This window comes from Streptomyces blattellae (assembly GCF_009709555.1).
GTDB lineage: Bacteria > Actinomycetota > Actinomycetes > Streptomycetales > Streptomycetaceae > Streptomyces > Streptomyces blattellae.
The window spans coordinates 1-23,991 of sequence record NZ_WJBG01000239.1; the positions used below are offsets into that span (position 1 = coordinate 1).

The following is a 23,991-nucleotide window of genomic DNA, read 5'->3' on the forward strand; positions in this document are numbered from 1 at the left end:
GTACGCATTCAGAAGGAATGGGCCTGATCGGTGACGGTCGGTGAGAGTGGCTGGTCAGGTGGTCTGTGCGATGGGTGGCATCCAGAGTTTGCCGGTGAAGGCGCGGTGGATGGCCTCGAAGGTGGTCAGGCCGTGCTTGCGGGCGGAGTCGAGGTAGGAGCGCACGGCGAGCCAGGCCGTCGCGCCCGTGTCGGACTGATGGCAGCCGGAGATCTTCAGCTGGGTCTTGACCGGACGCAGGGCCCGTTCGCCGCAGTTGTTGGTGAACGGCACGTGCCGGGGATCGTCGGCGAAGCGCAGGACGTCGTGGGCCTGATCGCGAAGCCGGGTCAGGAGGTTGTGGGCCGGGCTCTGCTTCCGGCCCGGCACTTTGGGATGGAGACTGAGCCCGACCTTGATGCCCTGGTGGAACGCTTCGCAGTGCAGCAGGAGCGCACCGGGGGTGATCTCGGCGGTCTCCTGGTTCCGGACGCGTACGGCCTGGGTGTTCAGTCCGGCCAGGGCCCAGCGGATCTGCTGGTGCCACTTCTGGTCGGGAAAGTCCTCTTCGGCGGCGGTCAGTTCGCGGATCAGGTGGGCTCCGCACAGCTGATGGGTGCAGGAGTCGTAGCCGGCATACAGGGACAGTGAGTCGTGGACCAGGACGCCCCGGTAGTGCGGGAGCACCTTGCCGGCATCTGCTCCGGCGCGCGAGCGCGGGGCGAGGTGGAGCAGGGTGAGGAAGTCGGTGCAGGCCACGTGGAGCCAGCGCCGGGTGGTGCCGATGCGGGTGGTGGTCTCATCCGCGTGGAGCACGTGTCCCATGATCAGCAGGGCACGGATCAGGTTCAGACAGTCCTCGACCAGGCCGGCGGCCTCGGGGAGCAGAGAGGCGACCCAGCCGGTGGAGACCTCGGCCCCGGTCACGTCCCGGATCAGGATCGTGGTCCGCTCGACGGGGATGTGCTGGAAGACCAGCAGGTAGACGGCCAGGGCACGCAGGTTGGGGCCATAGGAGGAGGGCGATCGGGCGACCTGGCCGGGCATCGGCGAGGCGGTCACCGTCCCGCACGCGCACCGGCAGCGATGGGCCCGGTGCTCGGTCACCTTCACCGTGGTCAGCGGGATGTCACGGACCTGACGGCGCTCGAAGCCGATGCTGTCGTCCTCGCCCAGCGCCCGGCCGCACCCGGTGCAGGCCGCTGGAAGGTGGTCCTCGGTGACATCGGGATCAGCGACCATGCACAGCCCAGATCCGTCGGCACCCGGCTGGCGTCCCCGCTTGCGGCCGCTCTTCGGTACCGGCTTCTTCTCCGGCCGACCGAAGGTGTCCGAGGACGGTGGCATCGAGGAGTTCCCCGAGTTCCGGCCAAGCCGCCGCTCCAGCTCTGCCACCCGCGCCGTCAACCGCTCATTCGCCGCGGCCAGCTCCTCGTTCTGTCGCTGGAGCAGCCCGATCACCGTGAGGAGGTCCTCACGCGACGCAGACTCCCACCCCGACGACATGACCACGGATCCTGCCGCACCCACCCGCAACCTGTCACATCGTCAGACAGCGAAGCCGATCACGACCTGCTGAATGCTTACTCCAGAAGTCCCTCCGGGGCCGCCTGGATTCACCCACTCGAGCCACGGACGCGTCCGAGTACTTCACCGATCTCCGGCTGGCCACTGCGCTGATCAACACGGCATAGCCTCACAGCCGAGCAATAGTCAATAGTTGTGGATCAGGTAATGCGACTATTCGCAGTTGGCCGTGGTGGACTGCTGATTCAAGCGTGTGCGCCGCGGGTGCTCGGGTCGCTGGGGTGGAGTGGTGGCGCGGCTACCGTGGGTGCACGGCGTAGGTCAGGTGCGTCACCTGCGACGACGGCTCCGAACGGACCGGCTCCAGCGCGACCCTGGACGCGTCCACGCCCTCGAACAGGCGGATTCCGGAGCCGAACAGCACGGGCGACAGCGCGATCGAGAACTCGTCGACCAGGCCGGCGTTCACGTACTCCAGGATCGTCGCGCCGCCGCCCGCGATGCGGACGTCGCGGTCGCCGGCGCCCTCGCGGGCCTGGTCGAGCGCGGTCTCGATGCCGTCGTTGACAAAGTGGAAGGTGGTCCCGCCCGGCCGCTCCCAGGGGTCACGCTTCTCGTGCGTCACGACGATGACCGGCGTGTGGAACGGTGCCTCCTCCGGCCACATCTGCTCGCCGGCGTCGAACATGCGCTTGCCCATGACGCTCGCGCCGGTGCGCTCGAACGTCTCCCGCACGATGTCGTTGTCGCGCCCCTCCTCGCCGCCCTCGCCCAGCTTCAGGTTCTCCCGGAAGAACCGCTGCGGGAAAATCCACTGCTGCAGTTCCATCCACTGCTGCCCCATCAAGTCCCCGAGGGACTCGGGCGCGATGAACCCGTCCAGCGACATCGACACGCTGAAGAACACCTTCCCGGCCATCAGCCCTCTGCCCCCTTCCGCGCGAGGTCGGTGACGTAGGCCGCCAGGTTGCTCAGGGTCTGCCGGCCGCCCTCGATCGCGTGGTACTTCTCGACCGCCTCGTCGCGCAGTTCCTTGGTGGGGAACACCGTGCGCATCACGATCCGGGTCGCCGCGCCGTCCTGCGCGAAGGTCAGGACCGACTCGAAGGCGTTCGGGTCGTCGCGGGACTCACCGTGCAGCAGCTCGATCCGCTCCGGCGGGGCGATCCGCAGCCAGCGGATCCACTCGGAGTAGTCGGTCCCGTCCGGCCCGTGCAGCACGAAGTCCCACTCCCCGCCCTCGCGGAACTCGAAGGACCGCGTGGTGGTGGTGAACCCCTCCGGACCCCACCACCGCGACAGGTGCCGGACCTCGGTGAACGCCTCGAACACCAGCTCCCGCGGGGCGTCGATGAGCCGGGAGATCACGATCTCCCGGTCGGCCGTCGCCGGCTCCGCCCGCGTTTCCTGCCTTGCCCCTGCCATCGGTCAATCCTCCTGCCATGTCTGCTTGAGGTCTTGCACGTAGGTGTCCAGCCGGTCGAAACTCTCGTTCCAGAACCGCTCGAATCCGCCGGTCCACTCGTGGACCGGCCGCAGCCCGCGGGCGTCCAGGCCGTAGAGGCGCTGCTTGCCCGCCTTGCGGTCCCGCACCAGCCCGACCTCCCGGAGCACCCGCAGGTGTTTGGACGCCCGCGGCTGGCTCATCCCCAGCTCCTGGGCCAGATCGGTCACCGGCCGCTCACCCGCCCGCAGCAGCGCCAGGATGTCCCGGCGTTGCGGCTCGGCGATCGCGTTGAAGACGTCCGATGTCGTCGCTGCTCGTGCCATGGCAGCGATCATATGCCTATATCGGCATGCGTCAAGCCGAGAGGAATCAAACGGAGCTTGCCGGATGTCGATTGCGTGCCTGATCAGGCTGCAGTGACCTTCTTCCGCTCGACCAGGACGCCGTTTTCGAACCGGGCGCCGGAGCGGACCAGGGCCACGAGGTGCGCACCGGTGATGGCCCGCCAGCGTTCCTGAGCGGACTCGACGAGCTTGAACACCATCGCGAGGGCAGCGGCCGGGCTGCCGGCGCCGCGGGTGACCTTGGTCCGGAGCTTGACCGTCGAGAAGGTTGATTCGATGGGGTTTGTCGTTCGCAGATGGATCCAGTGCTCGGCGGGGAAGCCGTAGAAGGCCAGCAGCTCCTCGCGGTCGTCGGTGATCTTCGCGACGGCCTTGGGGAACTTGGCGCCGTAGGTCTTGGCAAACGCCTCGATCGCCTTCTCGGCGTGCGCGCGGTCCTCGGCGTTGTAGATCTCCTGCATCGCCTTCGTCGCGCCCGGCTGTGCGGACTTCGGCAGGGCGTTCGTGACATTCCGCGCCTTGTGGACCCAGCACCGCTGGTGGCGAGCCGCGGGGAACACCTCGGCCAGCGCCTTCCACAGGCCCATCGCGCCGTCGCCGACGATCAGCTCGGGATCCCGCATGCCCCGGCGGCGGCAGTCACGCAGCAGGTCGGCCCACGACTCAGCCGACTCACGCAGCCCTTCCGCCAGCGCGATCAGTTCCTTGGTGCCGTCCAGGCGCACCCCCATCAGCACCAGGACGCAGGAGTGCGCCTGTCCGAGCCGGACCTTGGGGTGCACCCCGTCGGCCCACACGTACACGTAGTCGGACTCGGCGAGGTCCCGCTGCTGGAAGGCGGCGTGGTCGTCGGTCCACTGCTTCGTCAGCCGGGTCACGGTGGCCGGCGACAGCCCGGCCGCCGAGCCGAGGAATTGCTCCAGCGCGGGCACGAAGTCCCCCGAGGACAGTCCGTGCAGGTAGAGCAGCGGCAGCACCTCGCTGACCTTGGGTGACTTGCGGCACCAGGGCGGGAGGATCTTCGAGGAGAACCGCATCCGCTCGCTGGTGGCCGCGTCCACCCGCTTGTCGTTCACGCGCGGGGCCGTGACCTCGACCGGGCCTGCGGCGGTGGTCACGGTGCGGGGTCGGTGGTGGCCGTTGCGGACCACCAGGCGGCGCCCGGCCTCATCCGTTTCGGCGGCCAACTCGGCTATGTACTGGTTGACTTCGGCCTCCAGCGCGGCGGCAAGCATCCGCCGAGCGCCTTCGCGGACAATCTCGTCGATCAGGGAGCCGGACTCGGTGGAGCCGTCGGCGTTCACTACGCTGAGCACGGGCGTGCCTTCCCGACCCGCGCTGCGAACGCGGGCCTACTCGGTGACCATCACAGGATCATTCGGGAAGGTACGCCCTTCGCGTCCCTCCCGGGACTGATCCACAAGTCCTAAGCATTGCTCCTCACAGCCTGGACCTCCTCGATGCCAACACCGCTGAGCGAATCGACTCCAACTCGCAGACAATGCACGCCAGTCCGGGCGGGAGGCACAACCAACAAGTCCGCGACACGCCGCCGCGTGACCCCATTACCTGCGGAGCTTTGCTCATGGCCGCAGACCGCCTGCTTTCGAGAGACGACCTGCCCGACGTCATCTCGAATCTCACGCGTGCTGCCTTCGGCAGCCCTTCAAGCCGAACACCATGGGCCGTTCTCTACGACAGACACAAGAGCGGCTGCTCCGAGCGACTCCGCCAGGTCGCTGAACCCGTCACTCGGACGTTCCCCCGGGTCGGCGGCGGACGCGGAGGCACACGAGGACCACTCCGCAGCGGCTACCAGCCCGAGCACATCCCGGCGTTCCTGGAACCCGACTGGTATCAGCGCTACCTGGCCAGCTGCGCGGGCTCGGAAGTCAAGTCCGTGCGCAGGGCCGCCGCCGTCCGGCTCGTCCAGTGGACCATGGGCGGAACCTACGATGACGCCGCCGAGTTCCTCGGGATCACGCCAGTCCAGACACACCTACTCACCGGACGCGAGACCCGGCGCTCAGCATGGACGCGATGCAACCCTCTTGAGGTCGACAAAGCCCTTCGTGCTCTCGCCTCAGAACTGCAATCACGACGTCAACCACCAGTTGACTACTGGCACAGACGGCAAGCACTCCACGAGTGGGTGCTCAGCATCGACTCCTGGGAAGCGCTGGTCAAAGAACTCCCGTCCGTTCGCACCCAGACCCGCACCCGGACCGACGACCGCAAGCGCCAGGACGCCTCGGTATTCATCTGGACGCTGGTCACGCGAGGCGAGCACCTCTTCGCTCCCCGCCCACTCGAAGCCGCACAACCCACCGAAATCCAGCAACAGTGGGCCGCGCGGCGGAACACCGCATGGTTCCAGTTCTCCCGCCCCGATCCACTGCGTCACTACGCGGACCTACGCTACGTCCTCGCCAAGTACGCACAGCAACTCGCACGGGAAATCGACGCCGGTGCTGGGCCCACGGCCACCCTCGCGGATGAGGTCAACGGATCACCCAACGTCCCGACGCTAACGCACAGTAGACATCCATGTCCGTAGCTCTGCTCCCGAGAGCCCGTACAGCACCGTACGCAGCCCCGCCCACCGTCATCACCGCATCGCAGATGGCGGCGATCTCCAACATGGGGTACGGAGCAGAGATACGATCACTTCGCCCGCAATGGGAACGAGACACCGGATGGACAACTGATGGACAGCGCTCGTGCGCTCACCCAAGTGAAGGTCACTGGCCTGCTCGGCAGGTTCACGCATACGGTCAACTTCCCGGCTACCGACGAGTTCGTGATCGTCCACGGGCCCAATGGTGTGGGCAAGACAATGCTCCTCGACCTCATCAGCGCGGTGTCGTGGCCGGTGGACTTCGGCAAGATCGCACGCGTGCCGTTTCAGACTCTTCAGATGTGCTTCAGCGACGGCTCGCAGCTCTCTATCGAAAAGCCCGAGCCGGAGAGCATGCACGAAGAGGACCAAGCCTCTCCAGACGACGAAACCCGGACCGCTCCGGCATCCTTGTCCTTCCTCCTCGAAGGACCTGGCCCCGTTCGCATCACGTGGTCGCCCAAGCTCCCCGTAGGGCGAGCGGAGGCCCGGCGCGCGTTCATGCGCCTCGAAACGGGCAGCGCTGAACTGCTGTCCCGTAACCAAAGGTTGCTACGAAACCAGCTAATGCACGCTACCGACGAGGTCGCTCTCCTGGACCTCCTGGCACAGTGGGGGGACGAGCCCCCTGATGCGCTCAGGGACCTGCTGAGCGAGCTCATGCCGGCAGAGATGCGTGAGTACCTGACGGGCATCGTGGTCCATTCCATCGACACCCACCGGCTGCTTGGCCTGTCGGTGCCAGAGGATCGGCCAGGACGGAGGCAGCGTCCCACACTGATGAAAGTCGAGGAGTTCGCTCAGGACCTGGCCCGCAGACTGGCGAAAGAACTGGCGGAGAACTCACGGACTTCGCAGGAGCTGGACCGAACCTACCCACAGCGCCTTCTGGAGAACCCCGCTGTCGACGTGAGCGAGCAGGCGATTCGGGAACGCTACGACGCCCAGAACGAGCTACGACGCCAGCTCGGTGACATCTCGCTGGTTGACGATGACGAACGTTCCAGCGTGATCGAGATCCCCGAGCGCATGGAGGACTGGCAGCGCGCGGTGCTGTGGACCTATCTCCGTGACACCGAAGCAAAACTGGCGACGTTCCAGGACACTCTCGATCGAGTTTCTCGACTGCGTGAAATCGTCAACAGCCGGTTCCTGTTCAAACACCTCGAGATCGACCGCGAACGCGGCTTCCGACTGGTCAGCGACGACGACGGGCAGGAACTCGAACTAGCTTCCCTGTCTTCCGGAGAGCAGCATGAACTGGTGCTGGTCTACGACCTCCTGTTCAATGTGCCTTTGGGCGCTCTCGTCCTAATCGATGAACCGGAGATCTCCCTTCATGTGTCCTGGCAAAAGGGATTCATCACGGACCTCCGCAAGATCGCGTCCCTGGTGAGGTTCCGGACTATCGTCGCCACTCATTCCCCTCAGATTGCCGGAAAGTGGGCGGATCGCATGGTCGTGCTCGGCCCGGACGCGGAGTAGCAGACAAGGTGTTCGACGACCTCGATGCAAACGACCTCTACGCTGAACTGATCATGCTCCGGGCCAATGACTCACGCGCCTTCATACTCGTCGAAGGCTCTGCGGACTGCGCAGTCTTGGACCGCTTCATAAACGCCGAAAATTTCACCACAGTTCCCGCGCTAGGCAAGCAAAGAGCCCAAGGAGCCATCGCGAGGGTCCACGACAGCGACCAACTCGCAGCCGTCTATGCCATCCTTGACCGCGACTGGGTAGGGCTGTTGGACAACGGTATGGACCACCACGCAGTGATCTACACCGACTTCTACGACTTGGACGCTTGCATCTTCTTCGCCCCGCACGTATACGAAGCACTCGCGGCCAGCTTCTGCACTGACCTGAGTTTTCGGCACGGCGCCGACGGCTGCACCCAGGAGGACATCAACGCCGCCTGTGTCCACCTGGCGCTCCCAGTCGGGCTCCTGCGCTTCATGTCTCAGCGTGACGGGCTCGCGCTGAATTTGCGGGACTTCCCGTTGACCGAGGTGGCAAGGAACAACGTCGGCAGCATCGACCTCACCGCATTGATCACGCTCGCCTGCAAACGCGCAGGAAAGGAGCCCGAAGACCATCCTGGGCTGCTCGCCCTTCTGCAGGCAGAACTCGCACGCGTCACGGAGAGGGAGCAGTACTGCTCCGGCCACGACCTGGCCAAGGCATTCTCACTCGTCGCGAAACGGCGGTGGGCAGCCAAAGTGGGACACGATGTCATCGAACGCTCCGCCAGAGCCGCGCTTAGCCGTGACGCGTTCGAGCAGACGAGCATCTACCGTGGCTGCATGCGTTGGGCCGACAGTGAAGGGGCAGCCGTCTGGAAGGATGCCCTCACCTCCTCCCAAAACTCGCATACCGAGTAACCGAGCGGGGCCGGTCAGAATTCCACACGGGGTCGTTCGCTGATATCCCGACTGAGCAGGGTTCGAATGTCGGCTTCCGGAAGTCCGGAACGATTGATGAAATCAGCGAAGGAGATCCCGGTTGTCTCCATGAGTTCTAGTGCTCGTTGCAAGAGTACGGGAACTTCTGGATTCCCAAGAGGGCCTGGCTCAACTTTCCTCCACCCCCGGACGGACAAGGCTTTCCATGCCTGCGCATAGGTGTGTTCACTCATAGCACCGAGCGTTTTTGCCCTAACCAGGAGAGCTGCTAGAGAAACGTGCCACTTCGCTTTCAAGCGAAGAAATACGGGCCAATCGAGATGTTCCGGAAGTTCGGATCTGATGTCGTTAGCTGGCATGAGGAACGCAGCAGCAAACTCGTGGGCCTGACTCTCAGTGACCTTGTCGCCGATTTTCCCGGTGAGGCCATGCAAGACCAGGTGCCCTAGCTCATGGGCCGCATCGAAGCGGGAGCGGTCACGCAGTCCCTTGTCGGCCCCGAGAGCGACAATAGGCCTGTCAGGGAAGTCGACACAGAATGCATCAACTTTTTCAATGCTGACACGGAAGCGAACGACGGCAACGCCGTTCATTTCCATCAGGCGCACGACGTTTCGTACGGGACCGCGTGGGACATTCCAGTGATCACGGATCTGTGCTGCCGCTTGTTCGATGTCGGCGGATTGAAGAGGATGCTCTTCGTTGATTGGAATGCGCGGCAGATTGAGGTCGGGAAGCGCGACGTATTTTTCGAGCTCAAGCGCGAGTTCTCGTGCGAGGTGCACGTACGCAAGCGCTTGTTGGCGATCTCGAGGGGAGGTCGATCGAAGGCTGCGAAAGAACCCGTTGACCTGATCCTGAGCAGGGGGGCGGGCTGGCGCGGCGAAGAACGACAGCGGTACCCGCAAAGCGACCGCAAGCCGGCGAAGCGTCGATGTAGCGGGCTTGGTGTGTCCGTTTTCGAACTGGCTGATCGAGGCTGCGGTGACGGAGCCCACTTCCCTGGCCAGTTGCACCTGGGTGAGCCCCCGGAGTTCGCGCGCCATTCGCAGCCGGGCGCGATCGAACAGGGCTGCGATGTCACCAGGGTCCAGTCGCAGGTCGTTCACGTCGCTCGCCTCCCGGCCGCGTCCGCCGATCAGCGGACGATTCCCGATCTTGAATGCTCCGCCCGCATCTTAGGCACACCTTGGTTACCGGTCGGTCAAATCGCTCGGCTCCAACCGAACACGCCCGAGTGAAGTGTGTCGAGTTGCATCTCCGCCACGTCATGTACTCTACCGAAACCAGAGAAGATGATGTTCAGATCTGAGGTGACCCACCATGCGTGGGGGGACGGAGTTGAGGGGATGCGGGTTCAGGAGTGCGTGCTGTCGGACGAGGTGATCACCGCCGACTCGGCGGAGGCCTCGTTGTGGGACGCCATCGTGGTGCCGGAGGAGATCAAGGAGCGCTTGCGCAACCAGACTGTGCTGTCGCTGCTCGTGCGGCCTGACCTGCCGTTTGCGGTGACGGCGTTGCATGGCTTGTGCACGCTCTACGGCCCTCCCGGCACCGGCAAGACGACCCTGGCGCGGGGTCTGCCGGCACAGGTCGCCCGCTACGTCGCCGGAGGCGCGGTCCGGCGGATCGAGATCAACCCGCACGGGCTGATGAGCGCCGAGCACGGGCAGTCGCAGCAGCGGGTCAGCGAGCTGCTCGGCGAGTACGTACCGGGTCTCGCGTCGGATGGCGTGCCGACCGTGGTGATCCTCGACGAGGTCGAGTCGATGGCAGTCGCCCGCTCGGCGGCATCGCTGGCCGCCAACCCGGCCGACGTCCACCGCGCCACCGACGCGGTGCTCACCGCCTTGGATCTCAACGCCGCCGAGCACCCGCACCTGTTCTTCGTCGCGACCAGCAACTTCACCACCGCCCTGGACGAGGCGTTCCTCTCCCGCTCCGACGCCGCCATCCTCGTCCCGCTTCCCGAGCCGGAGGCACTGCGGAAGATCCTGGCCTCCACGCTGGTGACGCTGGCCGACAAGTACCCGGCGTTGGGTGAGCTGGCGCGCTCCTCGGCGATGGAGCGCGTCGCCGAGGCGGCTCGCGGGCTGGACGGCCGCCGTACGCGCAAGGTGGTCTTTGAAGCCCTGGCTCAGCGGCTGGACACGGTGCTGGACCCCGGCAGTCTCACCGAAGACGACCTGGCCGCCGCGGTGCGCAACGCCGTCGCGGAGACGGGTGAGCCGGAGGTGTCCCGTGCGGCGTACTAGGCAGGTGGCGGCTTCTCCCGTGCGCAGCGCCAGCGGAACCTGGGCGGTGATCTCGGACCTCGTGGCGGACACCGTGGCGCAGTCCTCCGCACTGTCCCGCGACGAGGCGGTGCAGGCGATGTCGGCCGCCGAGGCAGTCGGGCGGATGCTGATCGCGGCAGGGCACCTGCAGCAGCACCCGATCATCCTGGTGGCCGGCAAGGTGCACTGCGAGATCACGACGGTGTCCGGCACGGCGGCGCTGACGTTGGAGGAGAACCTCAACCCCGTCCCCGGCGCGGCGGGCGCCGACGATTTCACGATCCACCTGCCGTCCCCGGCCCCGCTCCAGGAGCAGGTGAAGGCAGCCGCCGACGGTCACGCCCGGTTGTCCGACGCTGTCCCGCCCGACCCGGAGACGAAGGCTGCCCACTCCGGTCTGCTGATCGACCGTGAGGCTCTGCGACGGGCGGTCACTCAGCGATGACCTCCACCTACACCTACAGCTACAGCTACACCCGGACCCACACCGCCACGCACCTGACCGACGTCATCCTCGGCACCATCACCGACATCCTCGCCGACCTGGGTATCAACATGGACCGGCTGCATCGCGACTGGGTGCAGAACGAGAACGCGATCAAGGCGTGGATCGAGGAGGCATCCCTCGACACGGTCGTCCTCGAGTGCCACCAGCCCTCGGGCACCGTGGCACCGGTGATCGAGTTCCCGGTGTCCTACACCACTTCCGGCGACGGCAACGCCGAGTTCACCGCCTCTCGTGCTCGAGCCGCCCGGTTCCGGGCCAAGTTCGACCGGGTGCCCGCGGGCACCACCTACCGGCTGTTCTGCACCTTCAACAGGCCCCGCACCCCGCAACCAGGTTGGGGCCCCGGCCATCGGGCGAGCACCGACGGCCTGCGCGGCATCACCTTCGGCACCCTCGGCTCCGCCCCGCACGCCTCGACCGGCATGCGGTATTACCACACCTGAGACCACGAGCAGGGACACACCGCTATGGGATACATCGACGACGCCTTCACCAAGCTCAAGCACAACCTGGAGATCACCCAGACCGAGCAGAACCTGGCGAAGGCACGGCACGAGGCCATCCGCGATTTCGTCCGGTCGCACTGGGACCTCGCCGACGACTTCCTCACCGGCAGCTACCGGCGCGACACCAAGACGAAGAAGCTCAAGGACATCGACATCTTCGTGGTCCTCGACGCCGACGGCTCCCAGGCCGGCTTCCTCAATCAGGCGCCCATCCAAGTGATCAACGCCCTGGAGACGCTGCTCCGTCAGAAGTGGAGCGCTGCCGCCCGCGACGGCATGGCCGTCGTCATCCCCTACGGCCCCGACGACGAGGTCATGTCGATCGACGTAGTCCCCGCCTTCAAGCGAGACGAGGGCGGCTACTACATCCCCAATCCCTCGGCAGGCGACTGGATCGCGACCAACCCCAAGCGCCACCACGAGCTGAGCATCGCCAAGAACGCCGACTGCGACGGCAAGTACGTACCCTTCGTCAAGATGGTCAAGGGCATCAACCGCGAACTCGGCGAGCCCGTGTCGCCCTCCTTCCTGCTGGAGGTCATGGCCCAGTCGCTAGTGAAACCGCCGATCGGGCGCTACCAGGACGAGATCGTGCTGTTCCTGGCCACCGCCGCCGAACGCATCGGCGACGAGTGGCCTGACCCCGCCGGCCTGGGCGGTGACGTCAACGCCGTCATGAACGCGACTCAGAAGCTCGCCGCGGCCAACGCACTCACCCAGGCCCGCGCCATCGCAGAGCAGGCAGTCGACCTGGAGGACGAGGGCCAGGAGCGCGCTGCCTACGACGAGTGGAAGAAGCTGTTCGGGAACAGGATGACCAGGCCATGAACCTCTCCACCGACCCCGGCGGCGTCCACGGGATCCCATCCCGGGCCATCCACGAGCAGCAGCTCGACGACGGCATGCTGCTCCTCCAGCGCGCCGCGTCAGCAAGCCACCAACGCGGCCAGCTCCTCGAGGCCGTGCGCGTCACCGCCGCCGTTCTGCTCGCCGCCGCCGGTGTCCTGATCACGCTGATCGGCCACGGCCGGACAGCCGTCTCGATCGTCGGGTTCTTCTGGTTCGTCGTCTCCGCGTTCCTGCTCAAGGGCCTCGCCGGGAGCACAGCCCGGCAGGGCGCCCTGCTCCAGGAGATGTTCGACGTCACCCTGTTCCACTTGCCGTGGCGTTCCACCGTTGCAGGCGATCCCATCCCCGAACCCGACGTCCGCCGTCTCGCGCGCAAGCTCCCCCGAGGTGGCGCGAAGGATAAGCGCATCACCGACGGTTGGTACGACCCCACCCACGACGTCCACCACCCCTACGACATTTTCATCGCCCAGGAACAGAACCTTGCCTGGGACGCCCGCCTCCGCCGCCGCTACAGCCACCTCATCGCCACGCTTGCGATGCTGTGGGCCACTATCGGCTTCGTCGCGGGTTTGGTGGTCGCGGACGCCACTCTGGGCGACACTCTCCTTAGCTTCTTCGTCCCGTCTCTGGCGGCCTACCAGATCGCTTACGAGATCTGGTCCGGCCAACGCAAGGTGGCCGACGAGCGCGACCGACTCACCAAGGTCGTCAATACTGAGCTACACAACGGACACCCCGGCCCCGTACCCGACGACGAATGGCACCGCCTTCGGACCGTTGCACGGGATGTGCAGGACGGCGTTCTCCGCACCCGCCTGGACACCACCCGAGTACCCGAGTGGTTCTACAAACGCTTCCGCGACGACGACGAACGCGACTTCGGCGACACCGCAGAAGGCCACCGCGTCCGCCTCGCCCAAATCACGCCCCCACCCCCGTAAGTCGCTGGGCGGGTTACTCCAAACCCGCCCAGCGACCTGCCGCACCTAAACGTGGGACCGTCTCACCCCGGAGCTCACGCACAGTAAGCATCCGCACCCTTGAGGTGCCAACTATCTCGCTCAAGGTGTGCCAACAAGAGTTCTCCAAGCCGGCCTGACCTGCACAGCTCAGACGGAGATGTGCCAACTAAAAATCTCGGTCACAGTGATCAGCGGGACGAGTCCCCGGCATCCACAAGGGGATCACGGCAAGGGCGATTCCTGCCGGCGATCCAAGGGTGGACCGCCGGCGCGTGGCGGGACCGGGCCCGTGTCAGTCGGCGATCATCCGGTAGCCCTGCCCAGCCGATCGGTCGGTCACCCGCTCGCGCTGGCGGCGTACGACGTACCGGCCGGGGGCGATGCCGGTGGCGCCGTGCTCCGGGTGGAGGAGGTAGGCGACCGCCGACGCGTCGATCACGCCGAGGGCGAGTCGCTCGTCGTCCAGGACGTAAGTGGTCCAGCGGCAGGTGCCGGGGTCGGCGACCAGGGCGTGCGGATTGCCGCCGCCGGCGCTGCGGAGCAGTTCGATGCCGGCTGCCGGGACGTCGTCCCAGCGCTGGTAGTGGACTCGGACGGCGTCCGCCACGAGCACGTACGGGATGACGATGAGGTCTCCCTGGGCCTGGATGCCGTCGACGACGGGGACGGCGACCTGTCGTTCGAGGTGGTCGAGGACGTCGAGGCCGGTACGGGCGGTCAGTTCGGACAGGGTCATGGTCATGTGCGTCACCTCGGGAAATCGGAGGGTCAGGTGCGGCGGACGAGTTGCGCGTACTGCTCGCCGGACAGTCCGTAGGTCCAGCCGGCCGCCGCGACCGGGTCGTCGAAGCGGTCGGGCACACCGAGGCCGTAGCGGCGGCGGGTGCCGTCCGGTTCGACGGAGCCGTTGACGGTGAGCAGCAGGCGCGCGGGGCGCCGCCAGAGGTCGAGTGGTACGTCGTAGAGGTGCAGACCGGAGCCGGGGTTGCCGGGGTCCGTGGCGGTGGCGACGAGGCGCAGCCGGGCCTGGTCGACGTAGGCCTGCCAGCCGATGCGCTCGATGGCGCTGCGCCGCACCTCGACGTTGTGCTCGGCGTGGATGCGGTCGACGGTCGGGTCGGTGATCGCCCACTCCGGGACGATCGTGCCGTGCAGCGCGTGCAGGCGGGTGCCGTCGGCGAACCGTACGGCAGGCCCGTCGGCGCGGTGGAGTCGCCGCTCGCCCTGGTCGCCGAGGCGCTCGGTGTGCAGTTCGGCGGGTCGTTCCGCCAGCACGCACACGCCGTCACCGGCCCACCACCAGCCGGTGGACCGGGCGAGGTCGGCCCAGAGGCCGAGCTGGTGGGCGTCGGCGCCGAGGTAGCGGACGAGGCCGAGGCGGGCGCGGATCTCGTAGGGCGCGATCCAGTACGCCTCGTGCTGGCCGTGCCAGGTCAGGGTGAAGGCGTCGGCGGGCAGGAACGCCGTGCGCAGGGGAGCGCGGACCGCGTCGCGCAGGCTCGTGGTCAGCGGGCTGTCCACGGCGGCCCGGAGCACGGCGTCCCAGGTCGCGCCCGCGGCCAGCGCCGCCTCCGGTGTGGGGCCGGGTCCGCCCGGGCGGGGCGAGGTGTCCCACCCCCTGCCCCAGGCCCATGGATCACGCCTCAGCCGTTCGTCCATGCGTTCGCGCAGATCCGCGGCCAGGCAGGCCAGCCGGGCGGGCACGGGACTCTTGCGCAGGTTGGTGGCGGAGGCGCGAAGCGCGGCCGATGGGAAACTGCACCGATCGTCGCGTACCTCGCTGACTCCCGCCACGGGCGACGGGGCCCAGACGAACCGGGGTGGCGGCTCGCCGAGGAGGCGGTACAGGTCGGTGATGGCCGATTCGGCCCGGGCCCGGTCGGACGGGCCTGTGGTGAGTCCGTGCCGCAGCCATTCGTCGCGCAGGGCGCGGGCCGGGGCGACCCACTCGGCGGTGGAGTGGGGACGTGCCGTCCTGGGGCTCACCGGAGGACTTCGAGGTCCGCCTTTCGCTTCATCATGCGGAGGATCGTGACAGCAGCGCCGCCGGGGCGCAACCGAGTTATGCGCGCCCCTCAATTGCGGGCGCGGGCGGCCCAGGCGTACTTCGGCGTCGCCTGAGCCGCCCGTCGCGTCACCGCTGCTTGATCCGCAGGAAGGTGACCGAGTTCGCCGGGAAGGTGTACGTGAACTTCTCGGCGACCCCCTGGAAGGTGGACGTCACCGGGGTCACCGGCGTGTCCGTCTCGGTGTTCACCTCGTCGGGTTCGGCGGCCAGGGTGCTCACCCGGGCCTTCGAGGCGACCTTGGCGGTGCCGAGGTCGATCGCCGTACGGGCCTGAGTGGACTGGGCGTTGACGACCTTGACGATCAGGTCACCGGTCTTCGCGTCCGCGGTGACGACCTGGCGGAACGGCTCGGCCGGCTTGTCGTCGGTGAAGCTGCCCCACTCCTGGCCGTCCAGGTAGAGGGTCACCTGACGGCCCCGCACCTTGATGTCGATGTCGTAGGCGCGGCCCGTCTCGATCGACCCGGCCTTGGAGATCAGCGTCGACTTGCCGCCGTCCACGGCCTGTTCGACGGCGGACTGGGTGTTGTTCCAGCCGCCCAGATTCCACCAGTAGTAGTTGCCGGTGTCCTTGACGCCGAAGGCGACGAGGAAGCCCTCCCGGCCGGACTGCTTGGTGGCCTTCACGTGCAGGTCGTAGTTCTGCCAGGCCGGGTCGCCGGCCGTGACCATGGTGTTCTCGGCCACGGCGTCCGTCTGGACGTACTGCCCGTCCTGGACGCTCCAGCTGCCGGTGCCGCCCTGCGTCCACTTCGACGCGTCTGCGGAGAAGTCGTCGCTGAACAGCGTCGAGCCGTCCTCGCCGGTGACCTCGACATCGTCGTACGCCGCACTGGTCGCCCAGGTCGACAGGCCGACGGCGCCGGTGATCGGCCCGCTGACGTCCGGGGTGCTGGTGGCGGTGGACGGGACGACACGGTCGCCGACGTTGTTCATGAACAGCTTCTGGACCTCGTAGTTGGCCGAGTTCCAGGAGGCGTGGTTGTTGAACCAGATCATGTCCGGGCGCCACTGCACATAATCCTCGTTGGCGAGCAGCGGGGCGTAGGAGGCGAGCTTGACGACGTCGGCGTTGCGTTCCAGGCCGGTCATGTACGCGGCTTCGGAGAGGGCGTTGTTGAAGGTGTTGCCCTGGGAGGCGTACTCGCCGAGGAAGACCTTGGGACCGCTGCGGTCGTAGCTGTCGTAGCGCTCGTTGTTCTGCAGGAACCACTGCGGGCTGTTGTAGTAGTGCTCGTCGACCATGTCGACGTCGCCCTCGCGGTTGAGCTGCCAGGCGGTGTCGAAGGTCGTTCCGGCGTCGTCCGGGCCGGAGTTGGAGATCACCGTGATGTCGGGGTACTCGGCCTCGATCGCGGTCCGGAACTTCTCGAAGCGGGCGAAGAATTCGTTCGGCAGGTTCTCCTCGTTGCCGACGGCGAGGTGCGTGAGGTGGAAGGGCTCGGGGTGGCCCATCTCGGCGCGCTTCTTGCCCCAGGTGCTGGTCACAGGGCCGTTGGCGAACTCGATCAGGTCCAGGGTGTCCTGGATGTGCCGCTGGAGCAGCGCCTCGTCGTCGGTGGCCCGGTTCTGGCCGCAGCCGGTGACGAGGGCGGGTACGACGGGCAGCGGCATCGCGCCGATGTCCTCGGAGAAGCGGAAGTACTCGTAGTAGCCGAGGCCGTAACTCTGGTTGTAGCCCCAGAAGTTGGCGTTCGTGGCGCGTTCCTCGACCGGGCCGATGGTGTCCTTCCACTGGTACGAGCGCTTGCGCTGCCAGCCGGAGGCCTCGCTGTAGTCCTGCATGGAGCCGGTGTTGACCAGACAGCCGCCGGGGAAGCGCACGAAGCCCGGGTTCAGGGCCTCGATCCTCTCGGCGAGGTCCTTGCGCAGGCCGTTCGGCTGGTGCTTGTAGGTGTCGCGCGGGAAGAGGGAGACCTCGTCGACCGCGGCGGCACTCGACGAGGTGACGGTCAGCCGGCCGCGGTTGCTGGTGCGGGTCGCGGTGAAGGTGGCCGTGTACTTCGCCCAGCCGCCCTTCGCGGCGACCTGGCGGGTGGTCGCGAGTGTGCCCGGCGCGTCCTTCAGGGTCACGCTGAGCGTGGTGCCGCTGTCGGCGCGGGCCCATACGGAGAAGTCGTACTTCTTGCCCTGCTCGACATGGATGCCGGTGTTGTATCCGGCGTTCGTGACCGATGAACCGGCGCCCAGGGAGAGGTAGTTGCGGTTGCGCTCATTGAGGCGCCCGGCGTCGTTCACGACGTCTGCCGTCCCGGCGACCGCCCATGAGGTGAGGGGCGTGTACGCGGTGTTGTCGGCGGTGGAGTACTCGAAGGACCGGTTCTGCACCAGCTCGGCGTACAGTCCGCCGTCGGCGGCCCGGTTGATGTCCTCGAAGAAGACGCCGTACATCGTGTCGTCGATCTTCGCGCCCTGGGAGGCGGGGTCGACGGTGATCGCGTAGTCGGCGACGGCCTCGGCGTGCGCGGGGGCGGGCAGGGCGACGGCCGCCGTCAGGAGGGCGGTGGCGGTGAGGCCCTGTCTCCAGCGCGTGCGGGTGGTGCGTGACATGGATACTCCGCGGCTCTAGCTGTTCGAAATATCGGGCTATGGTCAGCACTTCGAACGGCAAGATAAGGAGGTGACCGGGGCACGTCAATGGGTCACGCACAGGCGGATGGGACGGAAAGCGTTACGGAATGGGCGAGTTGCGGCCGGTGCCGGATGTGCCGGCGTCTCCGGCCGGCACCTGGCGGTCCGTACGGCCCGTGCGGGATCTCGCGAGTCGAGCGAGAACCGGGGGCACTCCGTCGCCGTCGGACAGGCATGACCTGTCAAACCCCCGGAGCGAACCGTCCTCCACCGCCGGCCACTGACGCACCCCTTGGTGCATCGGCGGTCCGGCCAGGCGCTGGTCCTCACGACCGGCTACGTGCGCGTGGGCTGAGCCGGCGCCCCCTCGAAGCGCAGATTCCAGCGCCCCGCCCGGCCCGTGACGGTGGTCGCCGACAGGGGGCGGACATCGATGTTCCAGTACGTCGACGGCGGCGCCTTCAGCGCGTACACCAGCGCCGCGCGGATCACCGAGGGCTCGGCCACGGCGACGATCCGGCCCCCGTCGTCGACCGGCCGGGTGTCGAGCCAGCCGCCGACCCGGGTGATGAAGGCGAGCAGCGACTCACCGCCGTGCGGCGTGCCGCGGGGGTCGGCGAGCCACGCGTCCACCGCCTCCGGCTCCCGCGCCATCGCCTCCCCCAGCGTGAGCCCCCGCCAGCGCCCCATGTCGCAGTCGCGCAGCGCGAGTTGCACCAGCGGCGCGTAGCCGAGGGCGTCACCGGTGGCGCGGCTGCGCGGCGTCGGCGAGCAGTAGCGCAGCTCGGCCGCCGCGAGCGGGATCAGATCCCGGGCGGCCCGCTGCACCTCGCCCCAGCCCGCCTGATCCAGCGGCCGGTCGTCCTCGAACCGCTCCGCCAGCAGCGGCGAGCTGCGCGCGGCGGCGACGAACGTGACCCGAAGTGGCATACAGGGATCGTGAATCGCGGAAAGTGTGCAGGTCAAGGGGGAATACTTGGGAGTTACTAGGGAGTTACCCAGGGTATGTGAAGCCTTACCTCACGGTCAGGACCGATGGGGCGATTCACTCGAAAATCCCGACTGACGACCTGCGGGTTTCTCCCAGACCGAGACATGCCCCCGGCTCTCACCGGTGAACGGTTCGCGTGACCATCCCTCCCAGCGATCCCGCAGCCGCAGCCCGGCGAGGCGGGCCATCAGGTCCAGTTCGGAGGGCCAGACATAGCGGAACGGAAGGGACCAGTGCTCGGCGTGGCCGTCCACGACGGTGACGTAGTTCGAGCTCATCGCCTGGGTGGCGACGTCGTAGGTGTCGAACGCCCATCGGGTGGGGCTGATGGTGAACGGTACGGCGGTCTGCCCCGGCGGCAGCAGGCGCAGTTGCGGCACTCCGACCTCGACGACGAAACAGCCGCCGGGTGCCAGATGCGCGGCGGCGTTGCGGAAGCAGTCCACCTGCGCGTCCTGCGTCGTCAGGTTGTTGATCGTGTTGAAGACGAGGTAGGTGACCGTGAACTCGCCCGGCGCCCGTGTCGTCGCGAAGTCGCCGATGGTCACACCGACCTCGTCACCCCCGGGCTTGTCGCGCAGCCGGTTCGCCATCGCCCGGGACAGCTCGATGCCGTGCACCGGCACTCCGCGCGCGGCGAGCGGCAGCGCGATCCGGCCGGTGCCGACGCCGAACTCCAGCGCCGCGCCGTCGCCGGCGAGTCCGGCCAGCAGGTCGACCGCCGGATCCACCACCTCCGGGCGGAACATGTCCGCCGCCGACCGGTCGTACCCGGCCGCGATGCTCTCTGAGAAGTAACCGTCCTCGTCGTCCATGCCGGGACCGTACCGCTCACGGCCGCACGGGCGGGGGTCATTTTCGCCCGGACACCTCGTCGGCAGCCGTACGCAGCCGCCGTACCCCTTCTGTGATCTCGCCCGTCCCCGTCGCGGCCGCAAAGCTCAACCGCACATGCCCGGCCGGGGGTTCGGCGCTGAAGTAGGGGCGGCCGGGGGTGATCGCGACGCCCGCGCGCAGGGCGGCGGCGGTGAGGAGGGCCTCGTCGGTGCCGTCGGGCAGCCGCAGCCAGAGGTGGTAGCCGCCGGACGGGGTGTGCGGCAGGGCGAGTTCGGGGAGGCCGGCCCCGAGAGCGGCCGTCATCGTGTCGCGGCGGGTCTTCAACTCGGCTGAGATCGACCGGAGATGGCGTGGCCAGGCGGGCGATCCGGCGAGTTCGAGCGCGGCCTCCTGAAGGGGGCGCGGCACGAAGAAGGTGTCGACGATCTGGATGGCGCGCAGCCGCTCCAGCGCCGGGCCGCGTGCGGCGAGCGCGCTCACTCGGAAGCTCGGCGAGGTGGCCTTGGTGAGCGAGCTGACGTGGACGACGACTCCGTCGAGGTCGTCGGCGACCAGCGGACGCGGCAGCGGTCCGGCGTCCTGGTGCACCAGCCGTCGTACGAAGTCGTCCTCGATCACGAACGCGCCCGCCTCCCGCGCGATGGCGACCACCTCCGCGCGGCGGTCCGCGGCGAGCACCGCCCCGGTCGGGTTCTGGAACAGCGGCTGGCAGACGAAGAGCCGGGCCCCACTCGCCCGGAACGCGTCGGCGAGCAGGGCGGGGCGCACGCCGTCCGGGTCGACCGGCACCGGGACCGGCCGCAGTCCGGCCGCGCGGGCGATGGCCAGCATGCCGGGATAGGTCGGCGACTCGACGAGGACCGGCGCACCGGGCGGCGTCAGCGCGCGGAACGCGGTGGTCAGCGCCGCCTGGCCGCCCCCGCCGACCAGCACCTCGGCGGCCGTCACGGTGCCGCCGATCTCGCGGGCGAACCACTCGCGCAGCTCCGGCAGGCCGTCCATCGGCGGACGGCCCCACGCTCCCGGCCGGCGCCCCGCACGGACCAGCGCGGCGGTCAGCGCACGCTCGGGCTGGAGCGTGGGGTGCAGGTAGCCGCCGGTGAACTCGATCACCCCGGGCGGCGGAGCCGCGAGCGAGACCACGACTCCGGAGGCGTCCACCGAGCGCGGTACGACATCGGCGGCGCCGTCCGCGCTGAGCGCGACCTCCTGCCAGGAGGTGTCCCCGGCGGGCGCGGGCGTCGTACGGGGCCGGGCGCGGAAGGCACCCGCGCCGGGGCGGGTCACCACCAGCCCCTCGGCGGCCAGCTGCGCCAGGGCACGCGAGACGGTCACCGGGCTGACCCGGTACCGCTCGACGAGGACACGGCTCGACGGGAGCTTTCCACCAGGTGAGTAGCGGTTGAGCTCCTGTCGCAGCCGATACACCAGTTCACCGACGCTGCTACGCTCGTGCATGAGAACACAGAGTAGCGCTATCACCCCGACCGGGATAGCGGTCAGCGGTCGGCCCGGTACCGCCACAGGCACCCTTCAGGCCGCCCTGGGAGTCATCGCCTTCTCCCTCACCTTCCCCGCGACCGCATGGGGACTGGAAGGCTTCGGGCCGTGGTCCCTGGTCGCCGTGCGCAGTGTGCTCGCGGCACTGATCGCGGGCGGCTGTCTGCTGGCGCTTCGGGTACCGGTACCGCAACGAGCGCACTGGCCCGGACTGGCCGTGGTCGCCGCCGGAGTCGTCGTCGGCTTCCCGCTGCTGACGACCCTCGCCCTGCAGACCTCGACCACCGCCCACGCCGCCGTCGTGGTCGGCCTGCTCCCGCTGACCACCGCGCTCTGCTCCGCCCTGCGCGTCGGCACGAGGCGCTCCGCGGGACGTGCCACGTTCGGCCGTCGAGTATCTGCGGGACCGTCGTGGCTGGTCGCGCCCGCGCGGCGGAGCCGCATATGTCACAGCCCCGCGCCCCTTCGGGGCGCTACCGAACCGCAGCCGACCTCGCGAGACCCGCTCAGCCCCTCGCGCACCTTCTGGACGGCCGCGTTCGTGGGCGCCGCCGCGGTGGTCGTGTTCACCGTGCGGCAGAGCGGCGGCGCGCTGACCACCGCCGACCTGTATCTCTTCGGGGCGCTGCTGATGTGCGCGGCCGGCTACACCGAGGGCGGTCGGCTGGCCCGGGTCATGCCGGGCTGGCAGGTCGTCGGCTGGGCGCTGGTGCTGTGTCTGCCGATCGGCGTGCCCGCGGCCGTGCTCGCCCTGTCGTACGAGCCGGTGCGGCTGACCGCGCACAGCGTGACCGGACTGCTGTGGGTCGCGGCGGGCTCCCAGTTCCTCGGCCTGGTCGTCTGGTACCGGGGCATGGCGGCGATCGGCATCCCCAAGGCCAGCCAGTTGCAGTTGGCCCAGCCGCTGCTCACACTGGTGTGGTCGGTGCTGCTGCTGGGCGAGCACCTGACAGTGGCCGCCCCGCTCACGGCCGCGGCGGTGCTCGTCTGCATCGCCGTCACCCAGCGGGCGCGAGGCTGAGCGGCGTGCACGCCCCGGTCCCGACCGGTGCCAGGCGCCGTAGACTCAAGGCCACGGACCGCTGCTCCCGCGCAGAGTGAGGAGGCCCTACAGAATGCGTGCCACCGTGGGCGACCAGCTTGTCCAGCACGGCAGGGTGGTCGGACAGCACGACAAGGTCGGCGAGATCGTGGAAGTGATGGGGCGGGAGGGCAACCCCCCGTACCGCGTCAAGTTCGAGGACGGGCACGAGGGCGTGTGCTCACCGGGCCCCGACACCGAGATCCGCCACAAGGAAGTCCGGCATTAGATCAAGGAATCCGGCACTGGGTCAGCGCGGCGGCCTCACCGACCGCCCGTAGTGGTCGGCGACCACCCGCGCCATCGCGCCGATCCGGTCCGTCGCCACGTCCTTCGCGGCGAAGAAGACATGCCCGCGCGCCTCGGGATGGTTCTTCGCGAGCGTCAGATGCCGGGAGAGTTCACCGGCGTCCTGCCAGGCCGCGGGCTGCGCCGGGTCGCCCGCCTTGTACAGCGCCTCACCCACGTACAGCCGTGTCCCGCTGCCCCGCACGGCCGAGGCCCACCAGGGCAGGATCTTGGCGTAGTCGGCCGCGGCGAGGCCGATGTTCCAGTACAGCTGAGGGCAGACGTAGTCGATCCAGTTCTCGCGGACCCACCTGCGGGTGTCGGCGTACAGGTCGTCGTATGTCTGCACCCCCGCGCGGGTGTCGGAGCCGCGGGGGTCGGTGGCGGCGTTGCGCCACACCCCGAACGGGCTGATCCCGAACTGTGTGCCCGGCCTGATCGACTTGATGCGGGCCGCCATCTCGCCCACCAGCCGGTTGATGTTGTCCCGCCGCCAGTCGGCCCGGTTCGCGAAGCCGCCGCCGTACTGCTCGAAGGCGGCGTCGTCGTCGAAGGTCTGGCCCGACACCGGATACGGATAGAAGTAGTCGTCGAAGTGAACGCCGTCGACGGGGTACTTGCGCACCGCGTCGAGCATGGCCTCCTGGACGAAGGCGCGGACCTCGGGCAGACCCGGGTTGTAGTAGAGCTTCCCGCCGTATCCCACCACCCAGTCCGGGTGCTTGCGCGCCGGATGGGAGGCGGTGAGCCGCTTGGGGTCGGTGTGGTTGGCGATCCGGTACGGGTTGAACCAGGCGTGCAGTTCCAGGCCCCGCAGATGCGCCTCCTCCACGGCCGAGCCGAGCGGGTCCCAGCCGGGGGCCTTGCCCTGGGTGCCGGTCAGGTACTGCGACCAGGGCTCGTACGGCGAGGGCCACAGCGCGTCGGCCGTCGGGCGCACCTGGAAGATCACGGTGTTGAGGCGGTTGCGGACCGCGGTGTCGAGGTGGGTGACCAGTTCCCCCCACTGCTGGGACGGACTCAGGCCCGCCCGGGAGGGCCAGTCACGGTTGGCCACGGTCGCCAGCCACATGCCGCGCATCTCGGTCGCGGCCCGCGGATACCGCGGTACGGCCGCCGCACTCGACGCCGGCGTGAGGGCCGCCAGCGCGGCCACCGCGAACGCCCGACGTGACAACCGCCCCATCTGCACACCCCATACGCTGCGGACCCGCCCGGTCACGGATCGTCTCCGC

General features: G+C 68.2%; 23 protein-coding genes. 10 read left to right on the top strand and 13 right to left on the bottom strand.

The window, feature by feature from the left end:
- Window positions 1-54 precede the first annotated feature (54 nt).
- The 5 genes from tnpC to GFH49_RS35010 all read right to left on the bottom strand — a co-directional run bounded on the left by tnpC (window position 55) and on the right by GFH49_RS35010 (window position 4,613).
- Window positions 55-1,485, bottom strand: a complete 1,431-nt coding sequence (gene tnpC / locus GFH49_RS34990) for an IS66 family transposase (protein WP_155054304.1) — start codon at window positions 1,483-1,485, stop codon at window positions 55-57.
- Window positions 1,486-1,804: 319 nt separating this feature from the next.
- Window positions 1,805-2,425, bottom strand: coding sequence for a dihydrofolate reductase family protein (locus tag GFH49_RS34995; protein WP_155060087.1), 621 nt, complete (start codon window positions 2,423-2,425; stop codon window positions 1,805-1,807).
- On the bottom strand, window positions 2,425-2,931 hold the full coding sequence (locus tag GFH49_RS35000) for an SRPBCC family protein (RefSeq protein ID WP_155060088.1): 507 nt from the start codon (window positions 2,929-2,931) through the stop codon (window positions 2,425-2,427). Before GFH49_RS35000 ends, GFH49_RS34995 begins: the two co-directional genes overlap by 1 nt.
- A 3-nt stretch (window positions 2,932-2,934) precedes the next feature.
- Window positions 2,935-3,276, bottom strand: coding sequence for an ArsR/SmtB family transcription factor (locus GFH49_RS35005; RefSeq protein WP_155060089.1), 342 nt, complete (start codon window positions 3,274-3,276; stop codon window positions 2,935-2,937).
- Window positions 3,277-3,359: 83 nt separating this feature from the next.
- Window positions 3,360-4,613: an IS256 family transposase gene (locus GFH49_RS35010; RefSeq protein ID WP_155060090.1), complete on the bottom strand. Its 1,254-nt coding sequence runs from the start codon at window positions 4,611-4,613 to the stop codon at window positions 3,360-3,362.
- A gap of 269 nt (window positions 4,614-4,882) precedes the next feature.
- Here GFH49_RS35010 and GFH49_RS35015 point away from each other — a divergent pair, with 269 nt between their 5' ends.
- From GFH49_RS35015 to GFH49_RS35025, 3 genes are all read left to right on the top strand, one after another.
- Window positions 4,883-5,854: a hypothetical protein gene (locus GFH49_RS35015; RefSeq protein WP_155060091.1), complete on the top strand. Its 972-nt coding sequence runs from the start codon at window positions 4,883-4,885 to the stop codon at window positions 5,852-5,854.
- 150 nt (window positions 5,855-6,004) lie between these two features.
- On the top strand, window positions 6,005-7,399 hold the full coding sequence (locus GFH49_RS35020) for an AAA family ATPase (RefSeq protein WP_155060092.1): 1,395 nt from the start codon (window positions 6,005-6,007) through the stop codon (window positions 7,397-7,399).
- A gap of 8 nt (window positions 7,400-7,407) precedes the next feature.
- The gene (locus GFH49_RS35025; RefSeq protein WP_148833519.1) at window positions 7,408-8,295 is read left to right on the top strand and encodes a hypothetical protein; all 888 of its coding nucleotides are present in this window, start codon (window positions 7,408-7,410) and stop codon (window positions 8,293-8,295) included.
- A gap of 14 nt (window positions 8,296-8,309) precedes the next feature.
- Here GFH49_RS35025 and GFH49_RS35030 read toward each other — a convergent pair whose 3' ends face one another.
- Window positions 8,310-9,425 carry an XRE family transcriptional regulator gene (locus GFH49_RS35030; protein WP_155060093.1) on the bottom strand — a complete coding sequence of 372 codons (1,116 nt, stop codon included), beginning with the start codon at window positions 9,423-9,425 and terminating at the stop codon, window positions 8,310-8,312.
- 240 nt (window positions 9,426-9,665) lie between these two features.
- Here GFH49_RS35030 and GFH49_RS35035 point away from each other — a divergent pair, with 240 nt between their 5' ends.
- The 5 genes from GFH49_RS35035 to GFH49_RS35055 are packed head-to-tail and all read left to right on the top strand — an operon-like array spanning window position 9,666 to window position 13,399.
- A complete protein-coding gene (locus GFH49_RS35035; protein WP_155060094.1) occupies window positions 9,666-10,571 on the top strand; it encodes an AAA family ATPase in 906 nt (301 codons plus the stop codon).
- Window positions 10,572-10,590: 19 nt separating this feature from the next.
- Window positions 10,591-11,037, top strand: a complete 447-nt coding sequence (locus GFH49_RS35040) for a CBASS system Cap8 protein (protein ID WP_230396674.1) — start codon at window positions 10,591-10,593, stop codon at window positions 11,035-11,037.
- Window positions 11,034-11,543, top strand: a complete 510-nt coding sequence (locus tag GFH49_RS35045) for a hypothetical protein (protein WP_155060095.1) — start codon at window positions 11,034-11,036, stop codon at window positions 11,541-11,543. The genes GFH49_RS35040 and GFH49_RS35045 overlap by 4 nt, the downstream gene beginning before the upstream one ends.
- Window positions 11,544-11,567: 24 nt before the next feature.
- The gene (locus tag GFH49_RS35050) at window positions 11,568-12,434 is read left to right on the top strand and encodes a CBASS oligonucleotide cyclase (protein ID WP_148833508.1); all 867 of its coding nucleotides are present in this window, start codon (window positions 11,568-11,570) and stop codon (window positions 12,432-12,434) included.
- Window positions 12,431-13,399, top strand: coding sequence for an S-4TM family putative pore-forming effector (locus tag GFH49_RS35055; protein WP_155060096.1), 969 nt, complete (start codon window positions 12,431-12,433; stop codon window positions 13,397-13,399). Before GFH49_RS35050 ends, GFH49_RS35055 begins: the two co-directional genes overlap by 4 nt.
- 313 nt (window positions 13,400-13,712) lie before the next feature.
- On the opposite strand, the gene GFH49_RS35060 is transcribed toward GFH49_RS35055, so the two are convergent.
- The 6 genes from GFH49_RS35060 to GFH49_RS35085 form a co-directional block, all read right to left on the bottom strand.
- Complete coding sequence (locus GFH49_RS35060) at window positions 13,713-14,162, bottom strand: DUF8820 family protein (protein ID WP_155060097.1); 450 nt, start codon at window positions 14,160-14,162, stop codon at window positions 13,713-13,715.
- Window positions 14,163-14,188: 26 nt separating this feature from the next.
- On the bottom strand, window positions 14,189-15,406 hold the full coding sequence (locus GFH49_RS35065) for a DUF6745 domain-containing protein (RefSeq protein ID WP_155060098.1): 1,218 nt from the start codon (window positions 15,404-15,406) through the stop codon (window positions 14,189-14,191).
- A gap of 148 nt (window positions 15,407-15,554) precedes the next feature.
- Window positions 15,555-18,038, bottom strand: a complete 2,484-nt coding sequence (locus tag GFH49_RS35070) for an alpha-L-arabinofuranosidase family protein (protein ID WP_155060099.1) — start codon at window positions 18,036-18,038, stop codon at window positions 15,555-15,557.
- A 357-nt stretch (window positions 18,039-18,395) separates the two neighbouring features.
- Window positions 18,396-18,989, bottom strand: a complete 594-nt coding sequence (locus tag GFH49_RS35075) for a histidine phosphatase family protein (protein WP_155060100.1) — start codon at window positions 18,987-18,989, stop codon at window positions 18,396-18,398.
- A gap of 96 nt (window positions 18,990-19,085) precedes the next feature.
- Entirely contained in the window at window positions 19,086-19,865 is a 780-nt protein-coding gene (locus GFH49_RS35080; protein ID WP_155060101.1) for a class I SAM-dependent DNA methyltransferase, read from the bottom strand.
- Window positions 19,866-19,902: 37 nt separating this feature from the next.
- The gene (locus GFH49_RS35085; protein WP_155060102.1) at window positions 19,903-21,345 is read right to left on the bottom strand and encodes an aminotransferase-like domain-containing protein; all 1,443 of its coding nucleotides are present in this window, start codon (window positions 21,343-21,345) and stop codon (window positions 19,903-19,905) included.
- Here GFH49_RS35085 and GFH49_RS35090 point away from each other — a divergent pair.
- The gene (locus GFH49_RS35090) at window positions 21,344-22,408 is read left to right on the top strand and encodes a DMT family transporter (protein WP_155060103.1); all 1,065 of its coding nucleotides are present in this window, start codon (window positions 21,344-21,346) and stop codon (window positions 22,406-22,408) included. The genes GFH49_RS35085 and GFH49_RS35090 overlap by 2 nt on opposite strands.
- Before the next feature lie 94 nt (window positions 22,409-22,502).
- Window positions 22,503-22,697 carry a DUF1918 domain-containing protein gene (locus GFH49_RS35095; RefSeq protein WP_155060104.1) on the top strand — a complete coding sequence of 65 codons (195 nt, stop codon included), beginning with the start codon at window positions 22,503-22,505 and terminating at the stop codon, window positions 22,695-22,697.
- A gap of 21 nt (window positions 22,698-22,718) precedes the next feature.
- Here GFH49_RS35095 and GFH49_RS35100 read toward each other — a convergent pair whose 3' ends face one another.
- Window positions 22,719-23,942, bottom strand: a complete 1,224-nt coding sequence (locus GFH49_RS35100; RefSeq protein ID WP_155060124.1) for a glycoside hydrolase family 10-like protein — start codon at window positions 23,940-23,942, stop codon at window positions 22,719-22,721.
- Window positions 23,943-23,991 lie beyond the last annotated feature (49 nt).